Source organism: Nocardioides sp. CFH 31398 (assembly GCF_022436705.1).
Lineage (GTDB): Bacteria > Actinomycetota > Actinomycetes > Propionibacteriales > Nocardioidaceae > Nocardioides.
Genome location: NZ_JAKUHT010000025.1, coordinates 64626 through 88780 on the forward strand (window position 1 = coordinate 64626; position 24155 = coordinate 88780).

A 24155-nucleotide genomic window follows, 5' to 3' on the forward strand; every position below is an offset into this window, starting at 1 on the left:
GGTGGCCCGGTGTGGGCCCGCCGGGCCGGGGGAGCCTGCGGGCATGACGACTCCAGACGCCCTTCCCGAGACCACCCCTCCCGACCCGGACCGGACCACGCCGATGGTCGCGCGGTGCCGTGACGACCTGCTCGCCCTGGTGCCGACGCTGATGGGCTTCGAGCCCGCCGAGTCCGTGACCATGCTGACCTTCGGCGCCGCGCGGCCCTTCCACGCCCGCGTCGACCTGCCGTGGTGCGACGACGACGACGAGGAGGTCGTGGGACTGCTGCTCGAGCCGGCACTGCGCCACCACGTGGCGCACGTCGTGCTCGTCGTGCACAGCACGCACGGGCGGGTCTTCGCGCGGCTCGGCCGCCGTCTCGTCGACGCCTTCTGCGCCGCGGGGATCGGCGTCGTCGAGGTCGTGCGCGCCGACGGCACGCTCGCGTGGTGCCTCGACTGCGTCGAGCCGACGGCCGGACGCGGGGGCCGCTGCCCGGGTCACCCCTACGACGTCTCGGCCCACCCCTTCGTGGCCGAGGCGGTGCTGCGGGGCCGCGTGGTCCACGCCTCCCGCGAGGCGCTGGCTCAGACCCTGGAGCCCGACGGGCCCGCGCGCGACGCCCACCCCCGGGTCTCGGAGGCCGCGACCCGGCACGGCGCGCGGCTGGCCGCCGCCGCGCACCCCCGGGAGCTGAGGTGGCTGCGCCGCTCCGTCCAGCGTCACGTCGAGCTCGGCACCCGGCCGGACGACGGCCGGCTGGGCCGACTGCTGGCGGACCTCGCCGTGGTCGCCATCCGCGAGGCCTGCTGGGAGGGCATGGGACGCGCCCGGGCCGAGCGCGAGATCGAGCTGTGGCGCGACGTGGTGCGGCGCGCGCCCGCGCACCTGGTGGCCCCGGCCGCCGGCGTGCTGGCGTACGCCGCGTGGCTCGTCGGCGACGGTGCGCTCGCGTGGTGCGCGGTGGACCGGGGCCGCGCGCACGGCGACCTGCCCCTGCTGACCCACGTCGCGGGGCTGCTGGAGCGGGCCGTGCCGCCGACCGACCAGCCCGTGGCGCAGGACGCCCGGGAGGGCCCGCAGGTGGCATAGTCCCCGTCATGGGCAAGGAGGTCGCGGCTCAGGAGTTCTCCCGGGCCGACCGCACCCGGCACCGGGAGAAGGTCAGGCTCTGCCTGGACGTCTTCGCGCGCATGCTGCGCGAGTCGGCGTTCGAGACCGACGACCCGATGACGGGGCTCGAGGTCGAGCTCAACCTCATCGACGACGCGGGCGACCCGGCCCTGAAGAACGGCGAGGTGCTGGCGAACCTGGCCGACCCCGACTTCCAGACCGAGCTCGGCCAGTTCAACATCGAGGTCAACGTGCCGCCGTCGACCCTGCGCGACGGCGGTCTCGGGGCCTTCGAGGCCAGCCTGCGCCGCAGCCTCAACGCCGCGGAGGAGAAGGCGTCGGAGGTCGGCGCGCACCTCGTGATGATCGGCGTCCTGCCGACCCTCGGTGAGGGTCACATGGCCACCGAGACGCTGAGCCCCAACCCGCGGTACCGCCTGCTGTCGGAGCAGATCCTCGCCGCCCGCGGCGAGGACATCCTCATCGACATCACCGGCCCGTCCGAGCGGTTGCGGACGACGGCGGACTCGATCATCCCCGAGGCCGCGTGCACGAGCACCCAGCTGCACGTCCAGACCACCCCCGACACGTTCGCGGCGTACTGGAACGCCTCGCAGGCGATCGCCGGCGTGCAGCTCGCCATCAGCGCCAACTCGCCGTACCTGCTGGGGCGCGAGCTGTGGCGCGAGACCCGGATCCCGCTGTTCGAGCAGGCCACCGACACCCGCAGCGAGGAGCTGAAGGTGCAGGGCGTGCGTCCGCGCGTGTGGTTCGGCGAACGCTGGATCACCTCCGTCTTCGACCTGTTCGAGGAGAACGTCCGCTACTTCCCGGCGCTGCTGCCGATCACCGAGGACCAGGACCCGCAGGCGGAGCTCGACGCGGGTCGCACGCCCGACCTCGCGGAGCTGCGGCTGCACAACGGCACCGTCTACCGCTGGAACCGTCCGATCTACGACGTGGCCGACGGCGTCCCGCACCTGCGCGTGGAGAACCGGCTGCTGGCCGCGGGCCCGACGGTCTCGGACACGATGGCGAACGCGGCCTTCTACTTCGGTCTGGTGCGCTCGCTGGCCGAGGCCGACCGGCCGCTGTGGTCGCAGATGTCCTTCTCCGCGGCGGAGGAGAACTTCCACTCGGCGGCGGAGCAGGGCGCCGAGGCCCGGCTGTACTGGCCGGGGGTCGGGCAGGTGTCGGCGACCGAGCTGGTGCTGCGCAGGCTGCTGCCGCTGGCCGCGCGCGGACTCGACTCGTGGGGCGTCGAGCCGGCCGAGCGCGACCGCCTGCTGGGCATCGTGGAGCAGCGCTGCCTGGCGCACACCAACGGCGCGGAGTGGTTCGTGCGGCGGGTCGAGGACCGCGAGGCCGCGGGCGACGACCGGTGGTCCGCCCTCCGTGGCACGCTGCTGGACTACCGGGAGCGCATGCACTCCAACGAGCCCGTGCACGCCTGGGACTAGGGCCCGGCCCCGACCCCCGCCGGCCCCGTGGGCGCGCGGCGCAGTCGCTTCCACGCCCGTCCGTCGCCCGTGGTCGGCTCGTACCACCCGGCGCGGGTGACGACCGCCAGCACCAGGTCGACCCCGGCCTCCCCGTACGCCGTCCGCGCGGCCGCCAGCCAGGCCAGGTCGTCGTCGTGGGGCTCGACGCCGCCCGTGCGGGTGAGCCAGCACCAGGGCTCGGCCGCCGCCCGGTGGCGGTCCAGCAGCGCCCCCACCAGGTCCGCGCGCAGGGCGTGGTCCCACGGCGGGCCGCCGACCCCGGGGTGCAGCGGCACGGTGGTCCCGGCGCAGGCGCCGCCCGGGCGACCGACGTGGACGACGGTGGGGAAGACGCGCCGGCGCTCGCCGTACCGCAGGTCGAGGACCGCCTCCCGCCACGCCGCCGCCCGGGCCCGCCGGGGCTCGGGGACTGGGGGCGGTCGGACGGTCACGGCACGAGCCTCCCCGCTGGACGCCGCCGGCGCACCCCGCCGTCCACAGCCTCCCCACGCCCCCGTCACTTCCGTTACGGTGCGGAAGCAGGACCGGGTCGAGGTGACCCGGCCAGCGACGAGGAGGATCGATGGGCACCGTGGTCGTCGGTTACGTGCCGAAGCCCGAGGGCGAGGCGGCGCTGCGCAAGGCGATCGAGGAGGCCCAGCTGCGTGACGCCCGCCTGGTGGTGGTCAACTCCCACCGGGGTGGCTCCGACTTCGACGGTGACGCCGCTGACGCGGCCCAGGCCCAGATGGGCGCGGCGCGCGAGCTGCTCGACGGCTCCGGCGTGTCCTACGACGTCCGCCAGCTCGTGCGGGGCTTCGAGCCCGCCGAGGACCTCATCAGCATCGCGGAGGCCAACAGCGCCGAGCTGCTCGTGATCGGGCTGCGCCGTCGCTCGCCGGTCGGCAAGCTGATCCTGGGCAGCAACGCCCAGCGGGTGCTGCTCGACGCCCACTGCCCGGTGCTGGCCGTCAAGCCCTGACGTCCCGCGGGCCGACCGGGTCGGCCGGGTCGGCCGGGTCGGCCGGGTCGGCCGCGACGACCTCGACCTCGAAGCCCTCCGAGCTCTCGAGGTAGAGCGCTGTGTGCGCCTCGCCGCCCGCGTGCGGGTAGCGGTCGGCGAACAGCTCGTGCCAGCCGTGCGCCGTCGACTCCGCGCGGAGCCGGTCGAGGGTGGCCCGGTCGGCGACGTGCAGCGCGACGTGGTTGACCCCCGGACGCCTCCGGTCGTGCTCGGCGTCGGTCATGTCGGGGGAGCGCTCCAGGAAGACGTAGGTCCCGTCGTCCGCGACCCACGACTGCCCCTCGAGGTCGACCGACCAGCCGAGCGCCCCCAGCAGCCAGCCCCACTCCTCGGCCGCGACCACGGCGTCACGGACCCACAGGTCGAGGTGGTGGACGGCGCGCACGACCTCGAACCTAGGCCCGGGGGAGCGCCATGGCCACCGTGCGCGGCGCGGTCTCGACGAAGCCCATGGAGGCGTACAGGCGGCGCCCCGGCTCGTCGGCGTTCAACGTCACGTACGGCCCCGGCGGGGCCTCGGCGGCGATCCGGTCCAGCAACCAGGTCAGCACCCGGCGGCCCAGGCCGTGTCCCTGGTGGTCGGGCAGCGTGGCCATGTCGGCGACGTGGAAGTACCACCCGCCGTCGCCGAGGACCCGCCCCATCGCGACCACCTCGCCGGAGGGCAGGTGCCGCACGTGGCAGAAGGCCCAGCTGTGCGCGAGGGCCCCGGCGCCCTGCTCGCGGGTCACCGGGGTGAGGCCGGAGCGGGCTCGCAGGTCGAGGTAGGCCTCGAGGGGCGGGGGATGCGGCACCAGGTCGTGGACGTCGTCGCTCACCGGGTCAGTCTGCCGGGTCATGATGGGGCCCATGGCGCTCCACATCACCGGCGACGACGCCGCCGACCAGGTCCTCGACTCCTCGCCGTTCGCCCTGCTCGCCGGCATGATGCTCGACCAGCAGTTCCCGATGGAGGCGGCCTTCTCGGGCCCGGCCAAGGTGTCCGAGCGGCTGGGCACGATCGACCCGGCCGCGGTGGCCGACGCCGACCCGGAGGAGTTCAAGGCCCTGTGCGCGACCCCGCCGGCGGTGCACCGCTTCCCGGGCTCGATGGCGGGACGGCTGCAGGAGCTGGCGCGCATCGTGGTCGACACCTACGACGGCGACGCGTCTCGGCTCTGGTCCGAGGCGGAGGACGCGAAGGAGCTGAAGAAGCGGCTCGTGGCGCTGCCCGGCTTCGGCGACCAGAAGGCGCGCATCTTCGTCGCCCTCCTGGCCAAGCAGTGCGGCGTCCGCCCCGACGGCTGGGAGGAGGTCGCGGGCGACTACGCGCTCGAGGGCCACCGGTCCGTCGCGGACGTGACCGACCCCGACAGCCTGCTGAAGGTGCGCGCCTACAAGAAGGAGAAGAAGGCCGCCGCCAAGGCCTGAGGGCGGCCCGTTCACCCGATGTACGTCTCAGGATGATTTCAGGTTGGTGTCAGCGTCGCCTCAGGTTGGGGTGGCGACCAGGTGCCTGTCACAATGAATGACGCGGCACTTGACGCCTCCGGGCCTGCCGCGCGCCAAACCCCGTCCACGAGAGGTATGTGTGTCCTCGACCGCTCGCTCCCCGCTCCCCGACGAGGTGCTTCGGCACCCGGCTCTCTCGGCCCTGGTCGAGCGTGGCTCGGCCACCGGGGTGATCAGTCCCGAGGACCTGCGCGTCGCCAGCGAGCAGGCCGCCGTCGAGCCCCGTCACCTGAAGGCCCTGCTGGGTCATCTCTCCGCCCTCGGCATCACTGTCGAGATCGGCCTGAACGCCTCCCTGCGTGCGGTCGCCGCGACCAGCACGAAGCGCGGCGCGACCGCCACCGCGAAGGCCCCGGCGAAGAAGGCCGCAGCCAAGAAGGCGCCGGCCAAGAAGGCCGCCGCGAAGACGGCCGCTCCCGCCGCCGCCGTCGCCCCGGCGCCCGTCACGGTGGACGACGCCGCCGCGCCCGCCGTCGACGCCGACGGAAAGAAGATCCTCCCGGACATCCCGGACGAGAAGTTCGAGGCCGACGTCAAGTCGGACCCGACGATCAAGGAGGACGAGCAGCAGGCGTTCGTCGTCTCCGCCGCGGACGACACCGACGAGCCCGAGCAGCAGGTCATGGTCGCCGGCGCGACGGCCGACCCGGTCAAGGACTACCTCAAGCAGATCGGCAAGGTGCCCCTCCTCAACGCCGAGATGGAGGTCGAGCTCGCCAAGCGGATCGAGGCCGGCCTCTTCAGCGAAGAGAAGCTCGCCAAGGGCGGCCGCATCAGCCCGAAGATGCTCGAGGAGCTCGAGTGGATCTGTGAGGACGGCCGCCGCGCCAAGAACCACCTCCTCGAGGCGAACCTCCGCCTCGTCGTCTCCCTGGCCAAGCGCTACACCGGCCGCGGGATGCTCTTCCTGGACCTGATCCAGGAGGGCAACCTCGGTCTGATCCGCGCGGTCGAGAAGTTCGACTACACCAAGGGCTACAAGTTCTCGACGTACGCCACGTGGTGGATCCGTCAGGCGATCACCCGCGCGATGGCCGACCAGGCCCGCACGATCCGCATCCCGGTCCACATGGTCGAGGTCATCAACAAGCTGGCCCGCGTCCAGCGTCAGATGCTCCAGGACCTGGGCCGCGAGCCCACCCCGGAGGAGCTCGCCAAGGAGCTCGACATGACCCCGGAGAAGGTCGTCGAGGTCCAGAAGTACGGCCGCGAGCCCATCTCGCTCCACACCCCGCTGGGTGAGGACGGCGACTCCGAGTTCGGCGACCTGATCGAGGACTCCGAGGCCATCGTCCCGGCCGACGCCGTCTCCTTCACGCTGCTCCAGGAGCAGCTGCACGCCGTCCTCGACACGCTCTCCGAGCGTGAGGCGGGCGTGGTGAGCATGCGCTTCGGGCTGACCGACGGCCAGCCGAAGACCCTCGACGAGATCGGCAAGGTCTACGGCGTCACCCGCGAGCGGATCCGCCAGATCGAGTCGAAGACCATGTCGAAGCTGCGGCACCCCAGCCGCTCCCAGGTCCTGCGGGACTACCTGGACTGAGGTCCGCCCGGACCACACGAGGGCCCCGCGTCGCCACGGCGACGCGGGGCCCTCGGTCGTCCGGGCGCGCGGACGACGCGGCGCGTCGGCGGCGGGCGCCGCCGTCGTGCTGTGCGGCGTCCTGGCCGGGCTGTCGGTGAGCCCGGTGGGCATGACGATGTTGGCGGTGATGATCGACTAGCGACGCGGCGCTTTCTCCCCTGCCGGGGCTCCCGGTGCCCTATCGTCGTGCGCAGAGGCCGTTCTCGGGCGGGACGGTGACCCCTCGGGAGGGTCGCCGCCGAGCCGCGTCCTCGTCCGCCGCTCCGTCCGGGCCGCTTCGGGACCGGACGGAGCGGCACCTTCCGGCACCGTTCGTCGGCGCACTCCGTCGGCACCCGCAAGATCAGCGGCCCGGGCGCAGGTACGTCGCGCGGACCCACCGCATCTCCAGCGCCCACGGGTGCTCGCCCCCGCCGCGGGCGAACGCGACGAGGCCCTCCCAGACGTCACCCTGCGAGGTCTCGGTCCGGCGCCACTCCAGCAGGATGGCCGGCATGGGCGGTCGGCCCGGCCCGGTCGAGCCGCGGTGGTCCCAGTGCACCCAGCAGGGGCGCGGGTCCGGCAGCTCGCGTCGCCTGACCCCACCGTGCACCCACCCAGGTTAGAACACGTGTTCGACTGCCGGTGAGCGGTCGAGGCGGCCGATCAGCGCAGGACGCGCGACTGCCAGGCGGCCGCGACCCGGTCGGTGCGCCACCGGGCGCCGGCGGGGACGCTGACCACGACCGCCGTGCCCCGCCCGAGGCGTCGGGTGGACCGCGAGGCCGTGCCGTCGCCGTCCACCCGCCACCGGACGGCGCGGGTCCCGGTCGCGAACCAGTAGCGCACCTCCGCGCCGTCGGCGGCGCCGCGACAGTCGACGTCCAGCCCACGACCCTCGGTGGCGGCCAGGCGGCAGCCGCCGGGGGACCGCGACGAGGTGGTCATGCCGGCCCGGTCGACCCGGCGGTCGACGAGGGCGCGGTACGACGCCACCCGGACGACGCGCGACTCCGTCACGGTCCGTCCGTCGGCGCTCGCCGTGACGCGCATCGTGTACGTGCCGCGGTCGACGACGCGGCCCGCCGCGACGCCGTCCCACGTCCAGCGCTCGGCCGCGCCCGACCCCAGGCGGCCCAGCGGGTCGCGTCGCAGCACCCGCCCGTCGGCGTCCAGGACCTCACCGACCACGCTCGACGGCCGGGCCAGCGCGAAGGTCAGGGTGGCCGTGTCGCGCAGGCCGTCCACCACGCGGGGGAGGAAGACGGCGGGCGGGGCCTGGTCGATGGTCAGCAGCGGGCCGTCGTCGCCCGCGACGACGAACCGCAGGTCGTCCACGGCGCCGTTCTCGTCGTCGAGGCGCGCACGGTAGCGACCGGGGGTCGTCACCGGCGACAGCTCGACCTCCTCGCGCATCGACTGACCCTCGTCCAGCTCGAACCGGTCTCGGAAGTCGTAGCCGCCGGGGCCCCGCACGCGGAGGCGGTACACGAAGTCGTCGGTGGTGCTGAACCCCGCCACCACGAGTGGCCCGGTCCAGCCGGTGCCGACCGTGCCGGGCGAGCCCTCGACGAAGCCCGTCATGGGCCCGGGCCTGGCCTCCGGGTCGGCGGTCGCCGGCGCGACGGTCACCCCCAACCCCAGGAGAGTCCCCGTCGCCGTCACCAGCGTCCTCCGGAAAGCCGAACCCATTACCACGACCCCGCCCCTGTCGTCCGCAGAATGCTGGGATCAGTAAAGCCTGGGGCGGGCTCCGTGGGAAGGGAGTGGTTCCTGAGGTGTGGGCGTGTCGTGTCGCGCCGGGCCGCGGTGGGTCAGCGGACGACGCGGAGAGCGACCTTGGTGGTCGACCGGGCCCCGGCGGCGCTCGCGACGAGACGCATCGTGTAGCGGCCGGCGGCGACGACGCGGCCGGCGGCGTCCTGGCCCGACCAGGTCCAGCGCATCCGCTCGCCGGCCTCGCGGGAGCCGAAGGCCCGCGTCAGCACCGTGGCACCGGACGCGTCGACGATCGTGCCGGTGACGCCGGCGGGGGCGTCCACGCCGAAGGTGGTGACGGCCCGGCGCTGGGCGGCCAGACCGGAGGGCGCGATCGCGCGGGTGCTGGCCTCGACGTCCACGATGTGCGGCGTCGCGGCGGAGCCGACGCGGACGTCGACGAAGGACAGGACCTCGTCGGAGCCGGCGAGGGACAGCTCGGCGCGGTAGGTGCCGGCGGTCGTGAGGGCCGGGACGGCGACCTCCCGGCGGAACGCGGTCTCCTCGGCCGGCACGGCGACGTCGGCCGCCCAGTCGAGGCCGGGACCCGTCAGCTCGACCCGGTAGGTCTGGGCCGCGTCGGAGAAGTTGCGCCACGAGACGGTCAGCGGGCCCTGCCACCCGGCGTCCACCGCCGACGGGACGTCGACGAAGCCCCACACCTGGTCGTCGGAGGCGGCGTCCGCACGACCGGCGCCGAGGCCCAGAGCAGCGCCGAGGGCGACCAGCAGGGTCAGGACGACGACGGGGACACGCACGACGATCGGGGCGACGGGGGACGCGACGTTCATGGGCTGGTGCCTTCCGGTGGGGGTGCATCCAGGCTAGGAACGACCGAGGGGCCGGGGTCACGGGTGCTCGCGCAAGAGTTCCTCCAGGCGCGACAAGAGCACCTCTGCGTTGCCTCGATCGCCTGCGCACACGTCCTGCGTGCGCTAGGACGGAGGAAGTTGGCACGGGCTCCTTGGGAATGTCGGCGTTCTTGGGCAAGGTGGGGCGTGCACGACGAGGACGGCTCCGCGCCGCCCCCGAGTAAGACCCGCGGTCTCGAGGACCGGTCCGGACCTGAAGGGGGCGATCCCGATCGCTTCGGCCACCACGCACGCCACCACCACGCACTCCACCCTGCCCGTGTCGCCCGCGGCCGGGCTGGCGCCCGACGAGCCCCTCGCGGCCGCCGGTGACCCGCTCGAGGTCGCCCGCGCGCACGTGATGGCCACCGCGCTGACCCCGGACGACGGGGGACGGGTCGGGCTCGAGGTCGAGATGCACCTCGTCGACCTCGCCGAGCCCGGCCGTCGTCCGCGGTGGGACGAGGTGCAGGCCCTCGTGGCCACGCTGCCCGCGATGCCGCGCGGCAGCACCGTCACCCTCGAGCCCGGGGGACAGGTCGAGCTGTCCTCCACGCCCGGGGCCGACGCCGCTGCCGCCGTCGCCGACCTGCGCGACGACGTCGCCGCGCTGCGCGCCGCCCTCGCGGCCGCCGGGTACGGCGGCGCCGGCCTCGGCACCGACCCGGCCCGCCCGGTCGCCCGGGTGAACCCCAGCGGCCGCTACGACGCCATGGAGAGGCACTTCGACGCCCTCGGGTGCGCGGGCGCGGGGCGCTCGATGATGGCCGCCACCGCGGCGCTGCAGGTCAACCTCGACGCCGGCCCGCCGTCCGGCTGGGACGAGCGGCTCGCGCTGGCGCGCAGCCTCGTCCCCGTCCTGGTCGCCCTGTCGTCGACCTCGCCGTACCTGGCGGGCCGCCGCTCCGGCTGGCACTCCATGCGCCAGGGCACGTGGCAGGGCATCGACCAGGGTCGCTGCGCGCCCGTGAGCGCGGGGGAGCCCCGCGCCGCCTGGGCGTTCTACGCCATCGGGGCGCCCGTGATGCTCGTGCGCCGGGGACCAGCAGCCACCGACGTCGCGGCGGTGACGGACCGGGTGCCCTTCGCGGCGTGGCTGCGCGGCCTGGTCACCCAGGGCCCCTTCGACCGGCCGCCGACCCGCGCCGACCTCGACTACCACCTGACGACGCTGTTCCCGCCCGTCCGCCCCCGGGGCTACGTCGAGATGCGCTGCCTGGACGCCGCCCCGGACGCCTGGTGGCCCGCGCTGGCCGCGCTGACGGCGACCCTCATGGACCACCCGGTGGCCTCGGCCGCCGCGGCGGAGGCCTGCGCGCCGGTCGCGGACGCGTGGGTGGCCGCCGCTCGCGACGGGCTCGGCGACCCCGCGGTCGCCCGCGCCGCCCGCGCGTGCACCGCGCTGGGTGCCCTGCACGGACCGCCGGCGCTGCGCGACGACCTGGCCGCGCTCGCGGGGATGACGGCCGACGGCCGCTCCCTCGCCGACGACGTACGACGACGCGCCGAGGGTCCGACCGGCCCGCTCGGACTGCTGGAGGAGGAGGCACGTGGCTGAGCGCACCACCCTGCACGAGGAGGCCGCCCGGGGACTGGAGGACGCCCGGCGACGCACCGAGCGGCTCACCGACCTGGACGTCGCCGAGCTGACCGCCCAGCACAGCCCCCTGATGAGCCCGTTGGTCTGGGACCTCGCGCACATCGGCCAGCAGGAGGACCTCTGGCTGCTGCGGGGCGGCAACGCCCTCGCCCAGGGCCGGCTGTCCGCCGAGGTGGAGAAGCTCTACGACGCGTTCGAGCACCCCCGGGCCAGCCGCGTCGCGCTGCCGCTGCTCGGCCCCGACGAGGCGCGCGGCTACCTGGCCGACGTCCGCGGCCGGGCCCTCGAGGGGCTGGACGGCACGGCGACGACCGACGGCCGCGAGCTCTTCGCGTTCTCGATGGTCGCCCAGCACGAGCAGCAGCACGTCGAGACCATGACGGCCACCCACCAGCTGCGCCGCGGCGAGCCGCTGCTCGGTGGGGGCACGCCGCTGCCGCCCGGCCGACCGGTGGCGCCGGACGACGCCGTCCTGGTGCCGGCGGGGGAGTTCATGCTCGGCGTGGACGGCACCGACGAGCCCTGGTCCCTCGACAACGAGCGGCCCGCCCACCGCGTCCAGGTGCCCGCGTTCCGGATCGGCCGGGTGCCGGTGACGAACGCGGACTGGCAGCGCTTCGTCGACGCCGGCGGGTACGACGAACCGCGCTGGTGGTCGGCCCGCGGCTGGGAGCACCGCCTGGCCGCCGACCTCGAGCGCCCGCTGTTCTGGTCCGCCGACGGCTCGCGGCGCCGCTTCGGGATCGTCGAGGAGGTCCCGGCCGACGAGCCGGTGCAGCACGTCTGCTTCTTCGAGGCCGAGGCGTACGCCGCCTGGGCCGGCGCGCGGCTGCCGACCGAGGTCGAGTGGGAGAAGGCGTGCGTGTGGGACCCCGCGCTCGACGACGGCCGCGGCGCCCGCCGCCGCTGGCCGTGGGGCGGGGCCGAGCCGAGCGGGGCCCTGGCCAACCTGGGGGGCGAGGCCCTGCGGCCCGCCCCCGTGGGCGCCTACCCGGCCGGCGCGTCGCCGTACGGCGTGGAGCAGATGATCGGGGACGTCTGGGAGTGGACGTCGTCCGACTTCCACCCCTGGCCGGGCTTCTCCCCGATGCTGTACGCCGACTACTCGGCGCCGTTCTTCGGCGGTGACTACAAGGTCCTGCGCGGCGGCTCGTGGGCCGTCGGCGCCCCGTCGCTGCGCCCCTCGTTCCGCAACTGGGACCACCCGGTCCGCCGGCAGGTCTTCTGCGGCCTGCGGCTGGCCTGGGACGCCTAGCCACACCCCGAGAGGACCCGTATGTGCCGTCACCTGGCGTGGCTCGGCGAGCCGCGCACCGTCGCCTCCCTCGTGCTGGAGCCCCCGCACGGGCTGCTCACCCAGTCCTACGCCCCGCGCCGCCAGTCCCACGGGCTCATGAACGCCGACGGGTGGGGGGTGGGTCTGCACCACCCCGAGACGGCCCCCGGCTCGGCGCCGGTGCGCTGGCGCTCGTCGCGGCCGCTGTGGGGCGACCCGTCGTTCCACTCCGTCGCGCCCGTGCTGTGGGCCGGGTCGGTGCTGGCCGCCGTCCGGTCCGCGACGCCCGGCATGCCCGCCGACGAGACCGCCGCCGCGCCCTTCACCGACGGCACCTGGCTGGTCTCGCACAACGGGCGGGTCGACCGGTCGGTGCTGCCCGCCACCGCCGCCGCGGCGGCCGAGTCGACCTGCGACTCCGCCGTCCTGACCGCCCACGTGCTCGACCGCGGTGTCGACCGGCTGGGGGAGACCGTGGCCGAGGTCGCGGCGGCCGACCCCGGCGCCCGGCTCAGCCTGCTGCTGTCGGACGGCGCCCGCGTCCTCGCGGTCACGTGGGGCGACACGCTGTCCTACCTCCGCACCGCTGCCGGCGTGGTCGTGGCCAGCGAGCCGTACGACGACGACCCCGGCTGGGTCGACGTCGCCGACCGGCACCTGGTCGTCGCCACCCGCGACGGTGTCCGGGTGACGCCGCTCGAGGTCCCCGCGAGGGCGGCCTCGTGAGCGTCCTCGACCCCGTCCTGCACCTCGACCCCGCCTCCCTGGCGGGTCAGATGGCGGACGACGTGCGGCGGGGGCTGACCGCCTCGCCGAAGTGGCTGCTGCCCAAGTACCTGTACGACGCCCGCGGCAGCGAGCTGTTCGACGAGATCACCCGTCTGCCCGAGTACTACCCGACGCGTGCCGAGCGGGCGATCCTGCTCGAGCAGGCGGACGCCGTCGCGGCCGCGTCCGGGGCCCGCACCCTGGTGGAGCTCGGCAGCGGCACCTCGGAGAAGACCCGTCTGCTCCTCGACGCCCTCACCCGGGCGGGCACGCTCGAGCGCTTCGTGCCGTTCGACGTCGACCCCGCCGTCCTGGCGGACGCCTCCCGCGCCGTGGCCGCCGAGCACCCCGGGGTCGAGGTCGCCCCCGTGGTCGGGGACTTCGAGCAGCACCTGCGCCTGCTGCCGCGCCACCCGTCGCGGCTCGTGGCCTTCCTCGGCTCGACCATCGGCAACCTCGAGCCCCCGCACCGCGCCCGGTTCCTCGCGGACGTCCGCGCCACGATGGGGCCGGGCGACTCGTTGCTGCTCGGCACCGACCTCGTGAAGGACGTCGGCCGGCTCGAGGCGGCGTACGACGACGCGGCGGGCGTGACGGCGGCGTTCGGGCTGAACGTGCTCGACGTCCTCAACCGCGAGCTGGACGCCGACTTCGACGTCGCGGCCTTCCGACACCGTGCCCGCTGGTCACCGGCCGACGAGTGGGTCGAGCTGTCCCTGGTGTCCCAGCGTGACCAGGTGGTCCGGATCGGGGCGCTGGACCTCGAGGTCGGCTTCGCCCGTGGCGAGCCGGTGCGCACGGAGGTGTCGACCAAGTTCCGCCGTGAGCGCGTCGAGCGGGAGCTTGCCGACGCCGGCCTGCGCGTCACCGCGTGGTGGACCGACCCCGACGGTGACTTCGCCCTCAGCCTGTCCGAGCCGGTCTGACCGGCGCGGTCGGGGTCAGGTCGCGTAGACGCCGACGCCCCAGGCGACGGCGGCGAGCAGGCAGGCCGTCAGCTCGATGAGGATGCTGAGGCCCACCGCCTTGAGGGCGTGCACGGTCGACGGCCAGGCGTCGCGTCTCCCGAGGCGCTGGTGCTCCGCGGCGTACACGCCGACGACGAAGCCCACGAAGAGGCCGACGAGCGGGATCACGAAGAAGCCGACGACGCCGACGGCGGCCGCGATCCACAGGGTCCGGTTCGGGACGCCGGCGGCCTGCAGGCGGCGCCCGGGGAGCAGGTACTGCAGGACGGTGCCGAGGCCCAGGATCGCCAGCGCCGCCACCATGACCGACCACCCGACGGGGTCGGCGACCGCCACGGCCCACACCACCACGGCGACGGCCACGACGGCCGCGCCGGGCAGGACGGGCACCACGGTGCCGACGATCCCGAGCAGGATCGCGGCGCCGATCACGACCTCGAAGGCGATCATGGGTCGACCCTCTCAGACGCCGCGACGTGACCCGGGACACGACGACGGCCCCGGACCTGTCGGTCCGGGGCCGTCGTGCGGGTCGTCCGGCGGGTCAGCCGTTCGACTCGCCGGCCGGGGTGGCCTCGAGCTTGTGGGTCTCGTCGGTCACGCTGGCGGCGACCTCACGGAGCTTGTCGCCGTGCTCGCGTGCGTGGTGGGCGCAGAACAGCAGCTCTCCGCCGCTCTGCAGCTCGACACGGAGGTAGGCCTGGGCACCGCAGCGGTCGCAGCGGTCGCTCGCCGTCAAGGCTGAGCCGGGGGCAACGGCAGTAGTCACGATCGGCCTCTCTTCCTGTCGTGGACTCTCGGATATCCAAAGTACCGGTCCGCTCGAAATGTTCCCCGCCTTTCGGGTCTCTACACCATGACGACTTGGTCACGCCGACCTCGCGACGCCGATCGGGGCGTCCCGGCGGGGCGTGGCGCGGCCGGCGCCGTCGGCGGCCTTGAGTAGATTCGGCGTGTCGCGCCGCCGCGACGTCCCCCGACCCAGGAGCGCACCATCTCCGACAACACGTACAACGCCGCGCACCTCCTCGTCCTCGAAGGGCTGGAGGCGGTGCGCAAGCGCCCCGGCATGTACATCGGGTCGACCGACACCCGCGGCCTCATGCACTGCCTGTGGGAGATCATCGACAACGGCGTCGACGAGGCGCTGCAGGGCGTCGCCGACCGCATCGAGGTGACGCTGCACACGGACGGCTCCGCCGAGGTGCACGACAACGGTCGCGGCATCCCGGTCGACATCGAGCCCCGCACCGGCCTGCCCGGGGTCGAGGTGATCTTCACGAAGCTCCACGCCGGCGGGAAGTTCGGCGGCGGCTCCTACAACGCCTCCGGCGGCCTGCACGGCGTCGGCGCCTCGGTGGTCAACGCCCTGTCGTCCCGGCTGGACGTCGACGTGGAGCGCTCGCCCGCCGTCCGCGGCATGTCCTTCCGCCGCGGCGTCCCCGGCACGTACGACGGCGACGGCCCGACCGCGCCGTTCACGGCGGTCTCCGGGCTGACCCGCAAGGGGGCACGGACGAAGAAGGGCGTCACCGGCACGCGGATCCGGTTCTGGCCGGACCGCCAGGTCTTCACCAAGGACGCCGCGTTCACCTACGACGAGCTCGTCACCCGTGCCCGCCAGACGTCGTTCATCGTCCCCGGCCTGGAGATCGTGGTCAGCGACCTGCGCGGCGACGAGCCCCGGACCGAAAGCTTCCGCCACGACGGCGGGATCAGCGAGTTCTGCGACTTCCTCGCCTCCGACGAGCCCGTCAGCGAGGTGCTGCGCCTCAGCGGCCAGGACCGCTTCACCGAGACGGTGCCGCTGCTCGACGAGAAGGGCCACATGACCTCGACCGAGGTCGAGCGCGACCTGGTGGTCGACGTGGCGCTGCGGTGGGGGACGGGGTACGACACCGAGCTCCGCTCGTTCGTCAACGTCATCGCCACCCCCAAGGGCGGGACCCACGTCAGCGGCTTCGAGCAGGCCGTGACGAGGACGGTCAACGAGGCCCTCCGGGCGTCGAAGACCCTGAAGACCGCCGAGCCCGACGTGATGAAGGACGACGTCCTCGAGGGCATGACCGCCGTGGTGACCGTGCGGCTGGCCGAGCCGCAGTTCGAGGGCCAGACCAAGGAGGTCCTCGGCACCCCCGACGCGCGCAAGATCGTGCGGTCCGTGGTCGCCCAAGAGCTCAAGGCGTTCCTGACCTCCACGAAGCGCGGCGACAAGGCGGTCGCCAAGACGGTGCTCGAGAAGGTCGCGAACGCCTCCCGCACCCGCATCGCGGCTCGCACCCACCGCGAGACCCAGCGCCGCAAGAACGCCCTGGAGTCGTCCGCGCTGCCGGCCAAGCTGGCCGACTGCCGCGCCACCGACGCCGAGCGCAGCGAGCTCTTCATCGTCGAGGGCGACTCCGCGCTCGGCACCGCGAAGCTGGCGCGGGACTCGGAGTTCCAGGCGCTGCTGCCGATCCGCGGCAAGATCCTGAACGTCCAGAAGGCGACGATCGCCGACGTCCTGAAGAACGCCGAGTGCGCCTCGATCATCCAGGTGGTCGGCGCCGGCTCCGGGCGGACCTTCGACCTCGACGCGTGCCGGTACGGTCGCATCATCTTCATGGCGGACGCCGACTCCGACGGCGCGCACATCCGCTGCCTGCTCGCGACGCTGTTCTTCTCGCAGATGCCGGAGCTCATCCGCGCCGGCCGGGTCTTCACCGCCGTCCCGCCGCTGCACCGCATCGAGCTGACCAACCCGCGCAAGGGCATGGACAAGGTCGTCTACACCTACTCCGACGGCGAGCTGCAGCGGAAGCTCGCCGACCTCCAGCGCCGCAACCTGCGCTGGAAGGACCCGGTGCAGCGCTACAAGGGCCTCGGCGAGATGGACGCCGACCAGCTGGCGGAGACCACGATGGACCCCCGCCGCCGCACCCTGCGCCGCATCACCGTCGACGACGCCGAGGACGCCACCAAGTGGTTCTCCCTGCTCATGGGCTCCGACGTGGCCCCGCGCAAGGAGTTCATCACCACCTCGGGCGGCCAGCTCACCGAGGACGAGCTGGACTTCTAGGCCCCGACCGCCGGTCGGGCGTGTCGAGACCCCCGCCCCGCCGGGCCTGGCTCAGAACTGCATGCGGACCAGGGTCACCGAGTGGGCGGGGACGCCGACCCGGACGAGGCCACGGCTGCGGCTGGGGCGCCCGTTGACCTGGCCGATGCCGCCCGTCTTGGCGACGAACCAGCGCTGGAAGGACACGGTGCGCGGGGTCTGCTGCCTGCCGCGGGCGTTGCGCAGGTCCAGCGCCTTCGGGGCGTAGCCGTTGGCGCGGTCGTTGACGATCCACAGGTTGACGACCCGACCCCGCTTGAACGCGCGGGTGGTGACCTGCTTGTCGTTGGTGTTCGCGCCGTCGAAGTCCGTGGTCCGCATCAGCTGGGCCTTGAAGGTGCTGGCGAACAGCGCGTTCGTGATGCGCGACTTGTTCCTGCGCGGTCCGCTGCTGTCCCCGCCCTCCGGGATGTGCGCCCAGATGGAGAAGCCGCGGAAGCCGACGTCCAGCTGGTCGAAGACCGACCGCAGCGACTGGGCGACGCCGTCGAACGCCCACGGGGTCTTCTCCCAGTGCATCTCCGTGTTGTACGGCGTGAGGCCGCGCTGGCGTGCGAGGGTCGCGAACCTCCCGGCCACCGCACGCTCGCGCAGGCGACGCTTCGGGTGGCTGTGGGACGTGGCGAAGTCGATGTGGCGCAGGATCCCCGCGTTCGCGTTCTGCAGCCAGCGCAGGTCGGGCTTGTTCGCGCAGTTCATCATCAGCCGCGGCATGGGGGTGGTGACCTGGTTGCGCAGCGCCTTGGCGGCGGCCAGGAAGCGGGGCGGGTTGAGCTGGCCCTCGTTGTTGTGCGGCTCGTTGTCCAGGCCGAGCACGTTGATCTTCACGCCGTGGTTCTGCATGTAGTCGACGTAGTCGGCCGCGATGGCGCCGTACCGGGCGGGGATGACCTTGCCGCCGTGCCTCTCACCCTCCTTCATCCAGGGGTGGAAGTCGGGGCACGTGGTGGGGTTCTTCGGGTCCACCGGCTGCGCCATCGCGTCGTAGCTGCCGCGGTAGTTGCCCGGGGTGGGGTCGCAGTCGGTGACGGTGTCCCGGCTCGCCCACACGCGGACCGACGGGTCCACCGCCTGGATGCGCTTGATGGCGCGCAGCGTCGGGCGGTACCAGCTCCAGTCGATGATCGGTCGGCCGTCGGGGTTGTCGGGGTTCTCGACGAGTCCACGACGGTCGGCGCGGAAGCTGACTCGGATCCACGAGAAGCGACCGCTGCCGAAGGTGCGCTCGACGATGTTCTTGCGGTTGGTCGCGAACGCCTGCGCCCGGGAGCGGCACTTGGGCTTCCCGAAGCGGCACTTCTGCTTGAGGTCGATGCCCCAGCCGTCGATGGGGCCGAAGCGGGGCTTGGCGAGGTCCACGCGGATCGAGTCCGACGCCTTCGGCGCCTTCACCGCACCCTGCGAGGGGGCGGCCGGCCCACCACCGACGAACAGCGTCGAGACCAGCGCCGCGACGATCAGGGCCGGGACCACGCGTCGCCAGGCGACGGCGGGCAGGGCAAAGGTCATGGAAGGGTGCTCCCCGAGAGTCGGCGCAGGGGGTGGACGGGTGAAGCGTAGGTGGTCGTACCGGACTGCGAACGTCATTCGTACAACGCTTCGGTATCGGCCTGCCCCAGGCGCGCCGCGCGCCCGCCCCTCAGCAGACCTGGTCGAGCAGGCCCGAGTCGACGTCGTACAGGAAGCCGCCGACCTTGACGTGGTCGGGCACCAGGGGGTGGGTCCGGACGGCGGACACGTCGGCGCGCAGGGTGGCCTGCTGGTCGCGCACGACGTTGAAGGACTGCCACGAGGCGTCCACGCCCGCTGACTCGCCGACCCGCTGGCGGAGCTCCTCCTCGGTGGCGCTGGCCACGGCGCACCGGGTGTGCGGCACGACCAGGACCCGGTCGACGTTGAGCAGGTGCACGGCCAGGACGAGGGCCTCCAGCGCCTGCGGCGTCACGCGCCCGCCGGGGTTCCGGAAGATCTTCGCGTCGCCCGGCTTGAGGCCGACCATCCCGAGCGGCTCGATGCGCGAGTCCATGCAGGTCACGAGGGCCACGCCGGCGTGCGCGACGCCGTCGAAGCCGCTGAGGGAGAAGTCGGAGGCGAACTCCTGGTTCGCCGCGAGCAGGTCGTCGAAGTCACCCATGGCGGCAGGGTAGGACACACCTCAGGTGCCCGTGCGGAGCGCCCCGGCCGCCGAGACGTCCCGGGTGGCCGCGCCGCGCAGCAGCACGAGAGCGAGCCCCGCGGCGAGCAGGGCGCAGACCGCCGCCCCCAGGAACACGGTCTGCTCCTGGGCGATCCCCGCCTCCTTCAGCGCCTCGACGTACGCCGGGCACGAGCCGCCCCCGCCGCAGACCTCGGAGAGCGGCGGGATCGCGTCGCGCTCGGCGTAGAAGCGGCGCAGGCCGATGGTCGTGAGGGCCGAGATGCCGACCAGCATGCCGATCATGCGGGCCACGACCACCAGGGCGCTCGCCACGCCGTGCACCCCCGGGTCGGTCGCGGCGAGGACGGCGGCGCTCACGGGCGCCAGGGCGAGACCGAAGCCCAGCCCTCCGACGAGCAGCGGGATCGTGGCGCTCGCCCGCTCCAGGCTGTCGAGGCCCCAGGTGCTCATCCACGCGAAACCGACGGCGGCGAGGACCATGCCGACCGACGCGACCACCCCCGCCGGGAGCAGGCGCAGCAGCCAGCCGCCGAGGACGGCCCCGACCGGCAGGGCCACGAGGAAGCGGACGAGCACCAGGGCCGCCATCAGCTGGGAGTCGGGGTAGACGGTCGTGCGGGCGAACAGCGGGATGTCGATGAGGGCCGCGATCAGCGCCGCGCCGACGAGGAAGCTGACCACCAGGGCGCCCCACGCGGGCCGGGCCCGCAGCGCGGCCCGGGGGAGGAGCGGCGAGTCCGCGCGCCGCAGGTGCAGCACGAGGGCCAGCAGCGCCACCGCGGAGCCGCCCACGTAGAAGACGGCGCGGTCGGAGACGAGCTGCACCTCGGGGTCGGCGGTGGCGAAGGTGAGGATGACGCCGGCGAGGACGGCGGCCAGCAGCAGCGACCCGAGGAGGTCGGCCTCGCGCATGCTGCGGCCCCAGGCGCGGACGTCGACCAGCGGACGTCGCGCGAACGCCCACCGCAGCAGGGTCAGGACGGCGAGGGCCGCCGCGGCGGCGCCGACCGGGGAGAGCCAGCGCCCGTCGGGCACGAAGGGGATCCACAGCCGGCCCCAGAACAGGTCGCGCAGCAGCACCGAGGGTCTCAGGAACACCAGCGAACCGACGGCCAACGTCGCCAGCGCCAGCAGCAGGCCCAGCCAGTCGGGGCGGCCCGGCGCCGTCGGCGCCGGGACCCCGGCACCTCGGCGGGCCAGCGCACGCACCGCGACGGCGAGCGCGAGACCGACGACGAGGTTCAGGGCGAAGATGGCGCGCCAGTCGGCGACGGCGAGCACCAGCGCGCCCACCAGGGGCCCGAGGACGGCACCCACCTCCTGGACCGCGGACACGAGGCCCAGTGGGACGCCGCGACGCCGGGGCGGGTAGAGGTCGGCGACGAGCGCCAGGGTCGCGGGCACCAGTCCGCCACCGCCGAGGCCCTGCAGGAAGCGGCCGGCCACCATGCTGGGCAGGTCGTAGGCGAGGGCCGTGACCAGCGACCCCAGCGAGAACACGACCAGCGAGGCGACGAGGACCGGCACCCGCCCGCGGAGGTCCGCGATCCGCCCGATGAGCGGCAGCATCGCGACGTAGCCGAGCAGGAAGCCCGACACGATCGGGGCGGCCCGCTGCAGCTCGGCGACCGAGATGCCGGCGCTGGCCATCATGTCCGGCAGCGCGAGCACGACGACGTACGTGTCCGCCGCGGCGAACGCCACCGCGACCGCGGCGAGGACGAGCAGGGCGCGGGAGCCGCGGCTGACGGTCACGGGGCTGGGTCGGGACGGTGGGTCGGCGTCCGCGTCAGGACGGCGCGGTGATGTCGACGTCGAGCCCGTAGTCGTCGAAGGTGATGACGTAGGTGATCGGGTCGGTGTCGGGGTAGAAGGCGCCGGTGAGCTCGGTGCGGCGCAGCAGCGTCTCGTCGTCGACGGTGTAGACGGCGTCGAAGTCGCCCTCGGCGCTGGGGATCAGGAACTGGACGGCCTCGCCGGGCACGGTGCCCGTGTACTCCGTGAGCACCTCGCTGTTGTCCTCGCCGCCGCGGACGGTCTCGCCCTCCTCGACGTCCTCGGTGGCGGTGAGCAGCGCCGAGAAACCGGTCTCGGTGTCCAGCAGCCGGGCGGGGTCGGGGGCGCCGTACTGCTCCGGGTCGACCTCCTGCCACCCGGGGCCGAGGGGCAGCTGGGCGTAGACGGTGTCGTCGACGGCGACGACGGGGACGTCGGCACCGCCGAAGCTGGTCTCGACACCGAGCGTGCCCTCGAAGGCGGGCTGCCGGTTCACCGCGCCGTCGGCGGACGAGACGCCCTGGACGCCGTCGGGAAGCTCCTCGGTCTCGACGGTGAGGTTGAGCCCCGGGGTGTCGTCGAGGTTCTGCTTCGCCTCGGCGAGCACGTCCTCCGGGCTCTGGCCCTCCTCGCCGGGCCCGTCGTCGCCACCGGAGCAGGCCGCCAGCAGGCCGGCGAGCACCGTCAGTCCCGCCGCGGCCGCCGCCGTGCGGCGGACGCGGGACGGGCGGGGAGCGGGGGCCGACTGCGACATGCCGTCAGGATTCCACAGCGTCGGTGGTCGAGAGCCCGGCCGCGGCGGCGCGCGCGGACAGGGGGCCGGCGACCGCGTCGACCGGCTGGGCCAGCGGGACGCCGGATCCGTCGCGGCGCCCGTCGGCCGGCGGCAGGTCGACGGGGACGCCGCTCGCGGCGGCCGCGCGGGCGGGGGCGGGCCCGGCCCAGGCGGTGAGCAGGACGTCCTCGCCGGAGCGGAACCGGTGGCAGCGCACGCCGCCGGTCGCCCGGCCCTTCGCCGGGTACTCCGTGAAGGGGCTGACCTTCGCGGCGCCCGACTCCGTGCCCGGCAGCGCCGTGGAGGAGCCCGAGACGGTGACCACGACGCGGTCGCCGTCCTGACCGAGCGCCCCGAACCAGACCACCCGGGCGCCCGCGGCGAGCTTGACGCCGGCGATGCCCCCGCCGCTGCGGCCCTGGGGCCGGACGGCGTCGGCCCCGTAGTGCAGCAGCTGGGCGTCGGAGGTGATGAAGCACAGCTCCTCCGTGCCGTCGTCGAGCGCGACCGCGCCGACGACCTCGTCGTCGTCCTTGAGCCCGATCACGGGCCACTCGTCCCGCCCGAGCACCTCGGGGTTGACCCGTTTGACGACCCCCTGCCGGGTGCCGAGCGCGAGGCCCGGCCCCTCGGTGGCCAGCGGGGCGAGCGCGACGGCGCGCTCGCCGGCCTGCAGCGCGACGAGCTCCTTCAGCGGCACGCAGCCCTGCAGGCTGGGGTGGTTGGCGGTCGGGGGCAGCGGCGACAGCTCCACCACGGGCAGTCGCACCAGTCGCCCCAGCGAGGTGATGACCCCGACCTCGCCGCGGGCGGTGGTGGGGACGGCCGAGACGACGACGTCGCGGGTGGCGCGGCCGCCGGCGTCGCCGAACCCGTCGAGCCCGGTCGTGCGGGCCAGGAGGCCGTCGCCCGACATGAGGGCCCAGCACGGGTCGTCGGCGACCTCGACGGGCGCCGAGGCGGCGGTCGTCGGCGCCGCGCCGAGGATGACGGTGCGACGCGGTGTCCCGTAGGTCCTCGCGACCTCGGCGAGCTCCTCGGAGACCTTCGCGCGCAGCAGCGTGTCGTCCGCGAGCAGGGCGTCGAGCCCCGCGATCCGCTCGGCGAGCTCGTCGCGCTCCGACTCCAGCTCGATCCTCGAGAAGCGGGTGAGTCGGCGCAGGGGGATCTCGAGGATGTCGTCGGCCTGCAGCGTGCTGAGGTCGAAGACCCCGATGAGCCGCTCACGGGCCTGGGCGGTGTCGTCGCTGCCGCGGATGACCTGGATGACCTCGTCGATGTCGAGCAGCGCGACGAGGCGGCCCTCGACCAGGTGCAGGCGGTCGGCGGCCTTGCCCCGCTGGTACACCGAGCGCCGGCGCACGACGTCGTAGCGGTGGCCGAGGTAGACCTCGAGCATCTCCTTCAGCGTCAGCTGGCGCGGCTGGCCGTCGACGAGGGCGACGGCGTTGACGCCGAACGACTCCTCCATCGGGGTCTGCCGGTAGAGCTGGTCGAGCAGGGCGTCCGGGTTGATGCCGCTCTTGACCTCGATGACGAGCCGCAGGCCGTGCTCGCGGTCGGTGAGGTCCTTCAGGTCGCTGATGCCCTGCAGCTTCTTGCCCTGCACCAGCGTCTTGATCCGTTCGATCACCCGCTCGGTGCCGACGCCGTACGGCAGCTCGGTGACCACGATGCCCTTGCGCCGCGGCGTGACCTGCTCGACGCGCGCCGTGGCGCGCATCTTGAAGGACCCGCGGCCCGTCTCGTAGGCCTCGGTGATGCCGTCGGTGCCGAGGATCTTGCCGCCGGTGGGCAGGTCCGGCCCCGGGACGAAGCGCATCAGCGCCGCGGTGTCGGCGTCCGGGTGCTCGACGAGGTGCCGCAGCGCCGCGACGACCTCGACCAGGTTGTGCGGCGGGATGTTCGTGGCCATGCCGACCGCGATGCCCGCCGCGCCGTTGACCAGCAGGTTCGGGATCGCCGACGGCAGCACCGACGGCTCGGTCTCGCGGGAGTCGTAGTTGGGGCGGAAGTCGACGGTGTCCTCGTCGATGGACGCCGTCATCTCCACCGCCGGGGGTGCCATGCGGCACTCGGTGTAGCGCATCGCCGCCGGCGGGTCGTCGGAGCTCCCGAAGTTGCCGTGGCCGTCGACCATCGGCAGCCTCATCGACCACGACTGGGCCATGCGCACGAGGGCGTCGTAGATGGCCCCGTCGCCGTGCGGGTGGAGGCGACCCATGACCTCACCGACGACGCGGGCGCTCTTCACGTGGCCACGGTCTGGCCGCAGGCCCATGTCGGTCATCGTGTAGAGGATCCGGCGCTGCACCGGCTTCAGGCCGTCGCGGGCGTCGGGCAGGGCGCGGGAGTAGATGACGGAGTAGGCGTACTCCAGGAACGAGGTCCGCATCTCCTCGCCGACGTCGATGTCGACGATGTGCTCCTCGAAGTCGTCCGCCGGGGGACTGGTGCCGCGTCGTGCCATGG

General features: G+C 74.0%; 23 protein-coding genes. 10 read left to right on the plus strand and 13 right to left on the minus strand.

All coding sequences use genetic code 11. From position 1 onward, the window contains the following. Window positions 1-43 precede the first annotated feature (43 nt). Window positions 44-1075 (plus strand): DUF4192 domain-containing protein, encoded by a 1032-nt coding sequence (locus MJ876_RS17565; protein WP_240238360.1) that lies wholly within the window; start codon window positions 44-46, stop codon window positions 1073-1075. Window positions 1076-1083: 8 nt separating this feature from the next. After that, entirely contained in the window at window positions 1084-2556 is a 1473-nt protein-coding gene (locus MJ876_RS17570) for a glutamate-cysteine ligase family protein (RefSeq protein ID WP_240238362.1), read from the plus strand. On the opposite strand, the gene MJ876_RS17575 is transcribed toward MJ876_RS17570, so the two are convergent. Next, a complete protein-coding gene (locus MJ876_RS17575) occupies window positions 2553-3029 on the minus strand; it encodes a hypothetical protein (RefSeq protein ID WP_240238437.1) in 477 nt (158 codons plus the stop codon). The two genes, MJ876_RS17570 and MJ876_RS17575, sit on opposite strands and share 4 nt — an antisense overlap. 131 nt (window positions 3030-3160) lie before the next feature. Between MJ876_RS17575 and MJ876_RS17580 the strand changes: the two genes are divergently transcribed. Beyond that, window positions 3161-3559 (plus strand): universal stress protein, encoded by a 399-nt coding sequence (locus MJ876_RS17580; protein WP_240238364.1) that lies wholly within the window; start codon window positions 3161-3163, stop codon window positions 3557-3559. On the opposite strand, the gene MJ876_RS17585 is transcribed toward MJ876_RS17580, so the two are convergent. Beyond that, a complete protein-coding gene (locus MJ876_RS17585; protein WP_240238366.1) occupies window positions 3549-3986 on the minus strand; it encodes a VOC family protein in 438 nt (145 codons plus the stop codon). The two genes, MJ876_RS17580 and MJ876_RS17585, sit on opposite strands and share 11 nt — an antisense overlap. Before the next feature lie 10 nt (window positions 3987-3996). Then, entirely contained in the window at window positions 3997-4419 is a 423-nt protein-coding gene (locus MJ876_RS17590; protein ID WP_240238368.1) for a GNAT family N-acetyltransferase, read from the minus strand. A 31-nt stretch (window positions 4420-4450) separates the two neighbouring features. On the opposite strand from MJ876_RS17590, the gene MJ876_RS17595 reads away from it, so the two are divergent. Both MJ876_RS17595 and MJ876_RS17600 read left to right on the plus strand, forming a co-directional pair. Then, window positions 4451-5011, plus strand: a complete 561-nt coding sequence (locus MJ876_RS17595; protein WP_240238370.1) for an HhH-GPD-type base excision DNA repair protein — start codon at window positions 4451-4453, stop codon at window positions 5009-5011. A 160-nt stretch (window positions 5012-5171) separates the two neighbouring features. Further along, window positions 5172-6635 carry an RNA polymerase sigma factor gene (locus MJ876_RS17600; protein ID WP_240238371.1) on the plus strand — a complete coding sequence of 488 codons (1464 nt, stop codon included), beginning with the start codon at window positions 5172-5174 and terminating at the stop codon, window positions 6633-6635. A 385-nt stretch (window positions 6636-7020) separates the two neighbouring features. Here MJ876_RS17600 and MJ876_RS17605 read toward each other — a convergent pair whose 3' ends face one another. The 3 genes from MJ876_RS17605 to MJ876_RS17615 form a co-directional block, all read right to left on the minus strand. After that, window positions 7021-7269, minus strand: a complete 249-nt coding sequence (locus MJ876_RS17605) for a hypothetical protein (protein ID WP_240238372.1) — start codon at window positions 7267-7269, stop codon at window positions 7021-7023. A 53-nt stretch (window positions 7270-7322) separates the two neighbouring features. After that, window positions 7323-8288, minus strand: a complete 966-nt coding sequence (locus MJ876_RS17610) for a FlgD immunoglobulin-like domain containing protein (RefSeq protein ID WP_240238373.1) — start codon at window positions 8286-8288, stop codon at window positions 7323-7325. A gap of 182 nt (window positions 8289-8470) precedes the next feature. Next, window positions 8471-9205, minus strand: a complete 735-nt coding sequence (locus MJ876_RS17615) for a FlgD immunoglobulin-like domain containing protein (protein WP_240238374.1) — start codon at window positions 9203-9205, stop codon at window positions 8471-8473. Window positions 9206-9545: 340 nt separating this feature from the next. Here MJ876_RS17615 and egtA point away from each other — a divergent pair, with 340 nt between their 5' ends. From egtA to egtD, 4 genes are read left to right on the plus strand one after another with little or no spacing between them, the layout of a single operon-like run. Then, window positions 9546-10823, plus strand: a complete 1278-nt coding sequence (gene egtA / locus MJ876_RS17620; protein ID WP_240238375.1) for an ergothioneine biosynthesis glutamate--cysteine ligase EgtA — start codon at window positions 9546-9548, stop codon at window positions 10821-10823. Further along, window positions 10816-12120 carry an ergothioneine biosynthesis protein EgtB gene (gene egtB / locus MJ876_RS17625; protein ID WP_240238376.1) on the plus strand — a complete coding sequence of 435 codons (1305 nt, stop codon included), beginning with the start codon at window positions 10816-10818 and terminating at the stop codon, window positions 12118-12120. The genes egtA and egtB overlap by 8 nt, the downstream gene beginning before the upstream one ends. 21 nt (window positions 12121-12141) lie before the next feature. After that, complete coding sequence (gene egtC / locus MJ876_RS17630) at window positions 12142-12867, plus strand: ergothioneine biosynthesis protein EgtC (protein ID WP_240238378.1); 726 nt, start codon at window positions 12142-12144, stop codon at window positions 12865-12867. After that, entirely contained in the window at window positions 12864-13835 is a 972-nt protein-coding gene (egtD, locus tag MJ876_RS17635; RefSeq protein WP_240238380.1) for an L-histidine N(alpha)-methyltransferase, read from the plus strand. Before egtC ends, egtD begins: the two co-directional genes overlap by 4 nt. Before the next feature lie 15 nt (window positions 13836-13850). Here the strand turns inward: egtD and MJ876_RS17640 are convergent, their stop codons facing one another. Beyond that, a complete protein-coding gene (locus tag MJ876_RS17640; RefSeq protein WP_240238382.1) occupies window positions 13851-14327 on the minus strand; it encodes a DUF456 domain-containing protein in 477 nt (158 codons plus the stop codon). A gap of 94 nt (window positions 14328-14421) precedes the next feature. Continuing rightward, window positions 14422-14646 carry a hypothetical protein gene (locus MJ876_RS17645; RefSeq protein ID WP_240238384.1) on the minus strand — a complete coding sequence of 75 codons (225 nt, stop codon included), beginning with the start codon at window positions 14644-14646 and terminating at the stop codon, window positions 14422-14424. A 225-nt stretch (window positions 14647-14871) separates the two neighbouring features. On the opposite strand from MJ876_RS17645, the gene MJ876_RS17650 reads away from it, so the two are divergent. Further along, entirely contained in the window at window positions 14872-16935 is a 2064-nt protein-coding gene (locus tag MJ876_RS17650) for a type IIA DNA topoisomerase subunit B (RefSeq protein WP_240238435.1), read from the plus strand. Between the two features lie 51 nt (window positions 16936-16986). Here MJ876_RS17650 and MJ876_RS17655 read toward each other — a convergent pair whose 3' ends face one another. From MJ876_RS17655 to MJ876_RS17675, 5 genes are all read right to left on the minus strand, one after another. Next, window positions 16987-18483 (minus strand): hypothetical protein, encoded by a 1497-nt coding sequence (locus tag MJ876_RS17655; protein ID WP_240238386.1) that lies wholly within the window; start codon window positions 18481-18483, stop codon window positions 16987-16989. Between the two features lie 130 nt (window positions 18484-18613). After that, on the minus strand, window positions 18614-19108 hold the full coding sequence (locus MJ876_RS17660) for a carbonic anhydrase (protein WP_240238388.1): 495 nt from the start codon (window positions 19106-19108) through the stop codon (window positions 18614-18616). A gap of 21 nt (window positions 19109-19129) precedes the next feature. Further along, the gene (locus MJ876_RS17665) at window positions 19130-20887 is read right to left on the minus strand and encodes an MFS transporter (protein ID WP_240238389.1); all 1758 of its coding nucleotides are present in this window, start codon (window positions 20885-20887) and stop codon (window positions 19130-19132) included. 34 nt (window positions 20888-20921) lie between these two features. Next, entirely contained in the window at window positions 20922-21662 is a 741-nt protein-coding gene (locus MJ876_RS17670; RefSeq protein WP_240238390.1) for an LppX_LprAFG lipoprotein, read from the minus strand. A gap of 4 nt (window positions 21663-21666) precedes the next feature. Next, the gene (locus tag MJ876_RS17675) at window positions 21667-24153 is read right to left on the minus strand and encodes a DNA topoisomerase (ATP-hydrolyzing) subunit A (protein WP_240238391.1); all 2487 of its coding nucleotides are present in this window, start codon (window positions 24151-24153) and stop codon (window positions 21667-21669) included. Between the last annotated feature and the right edge of the window lie 2 nt (window positions 24154-24155).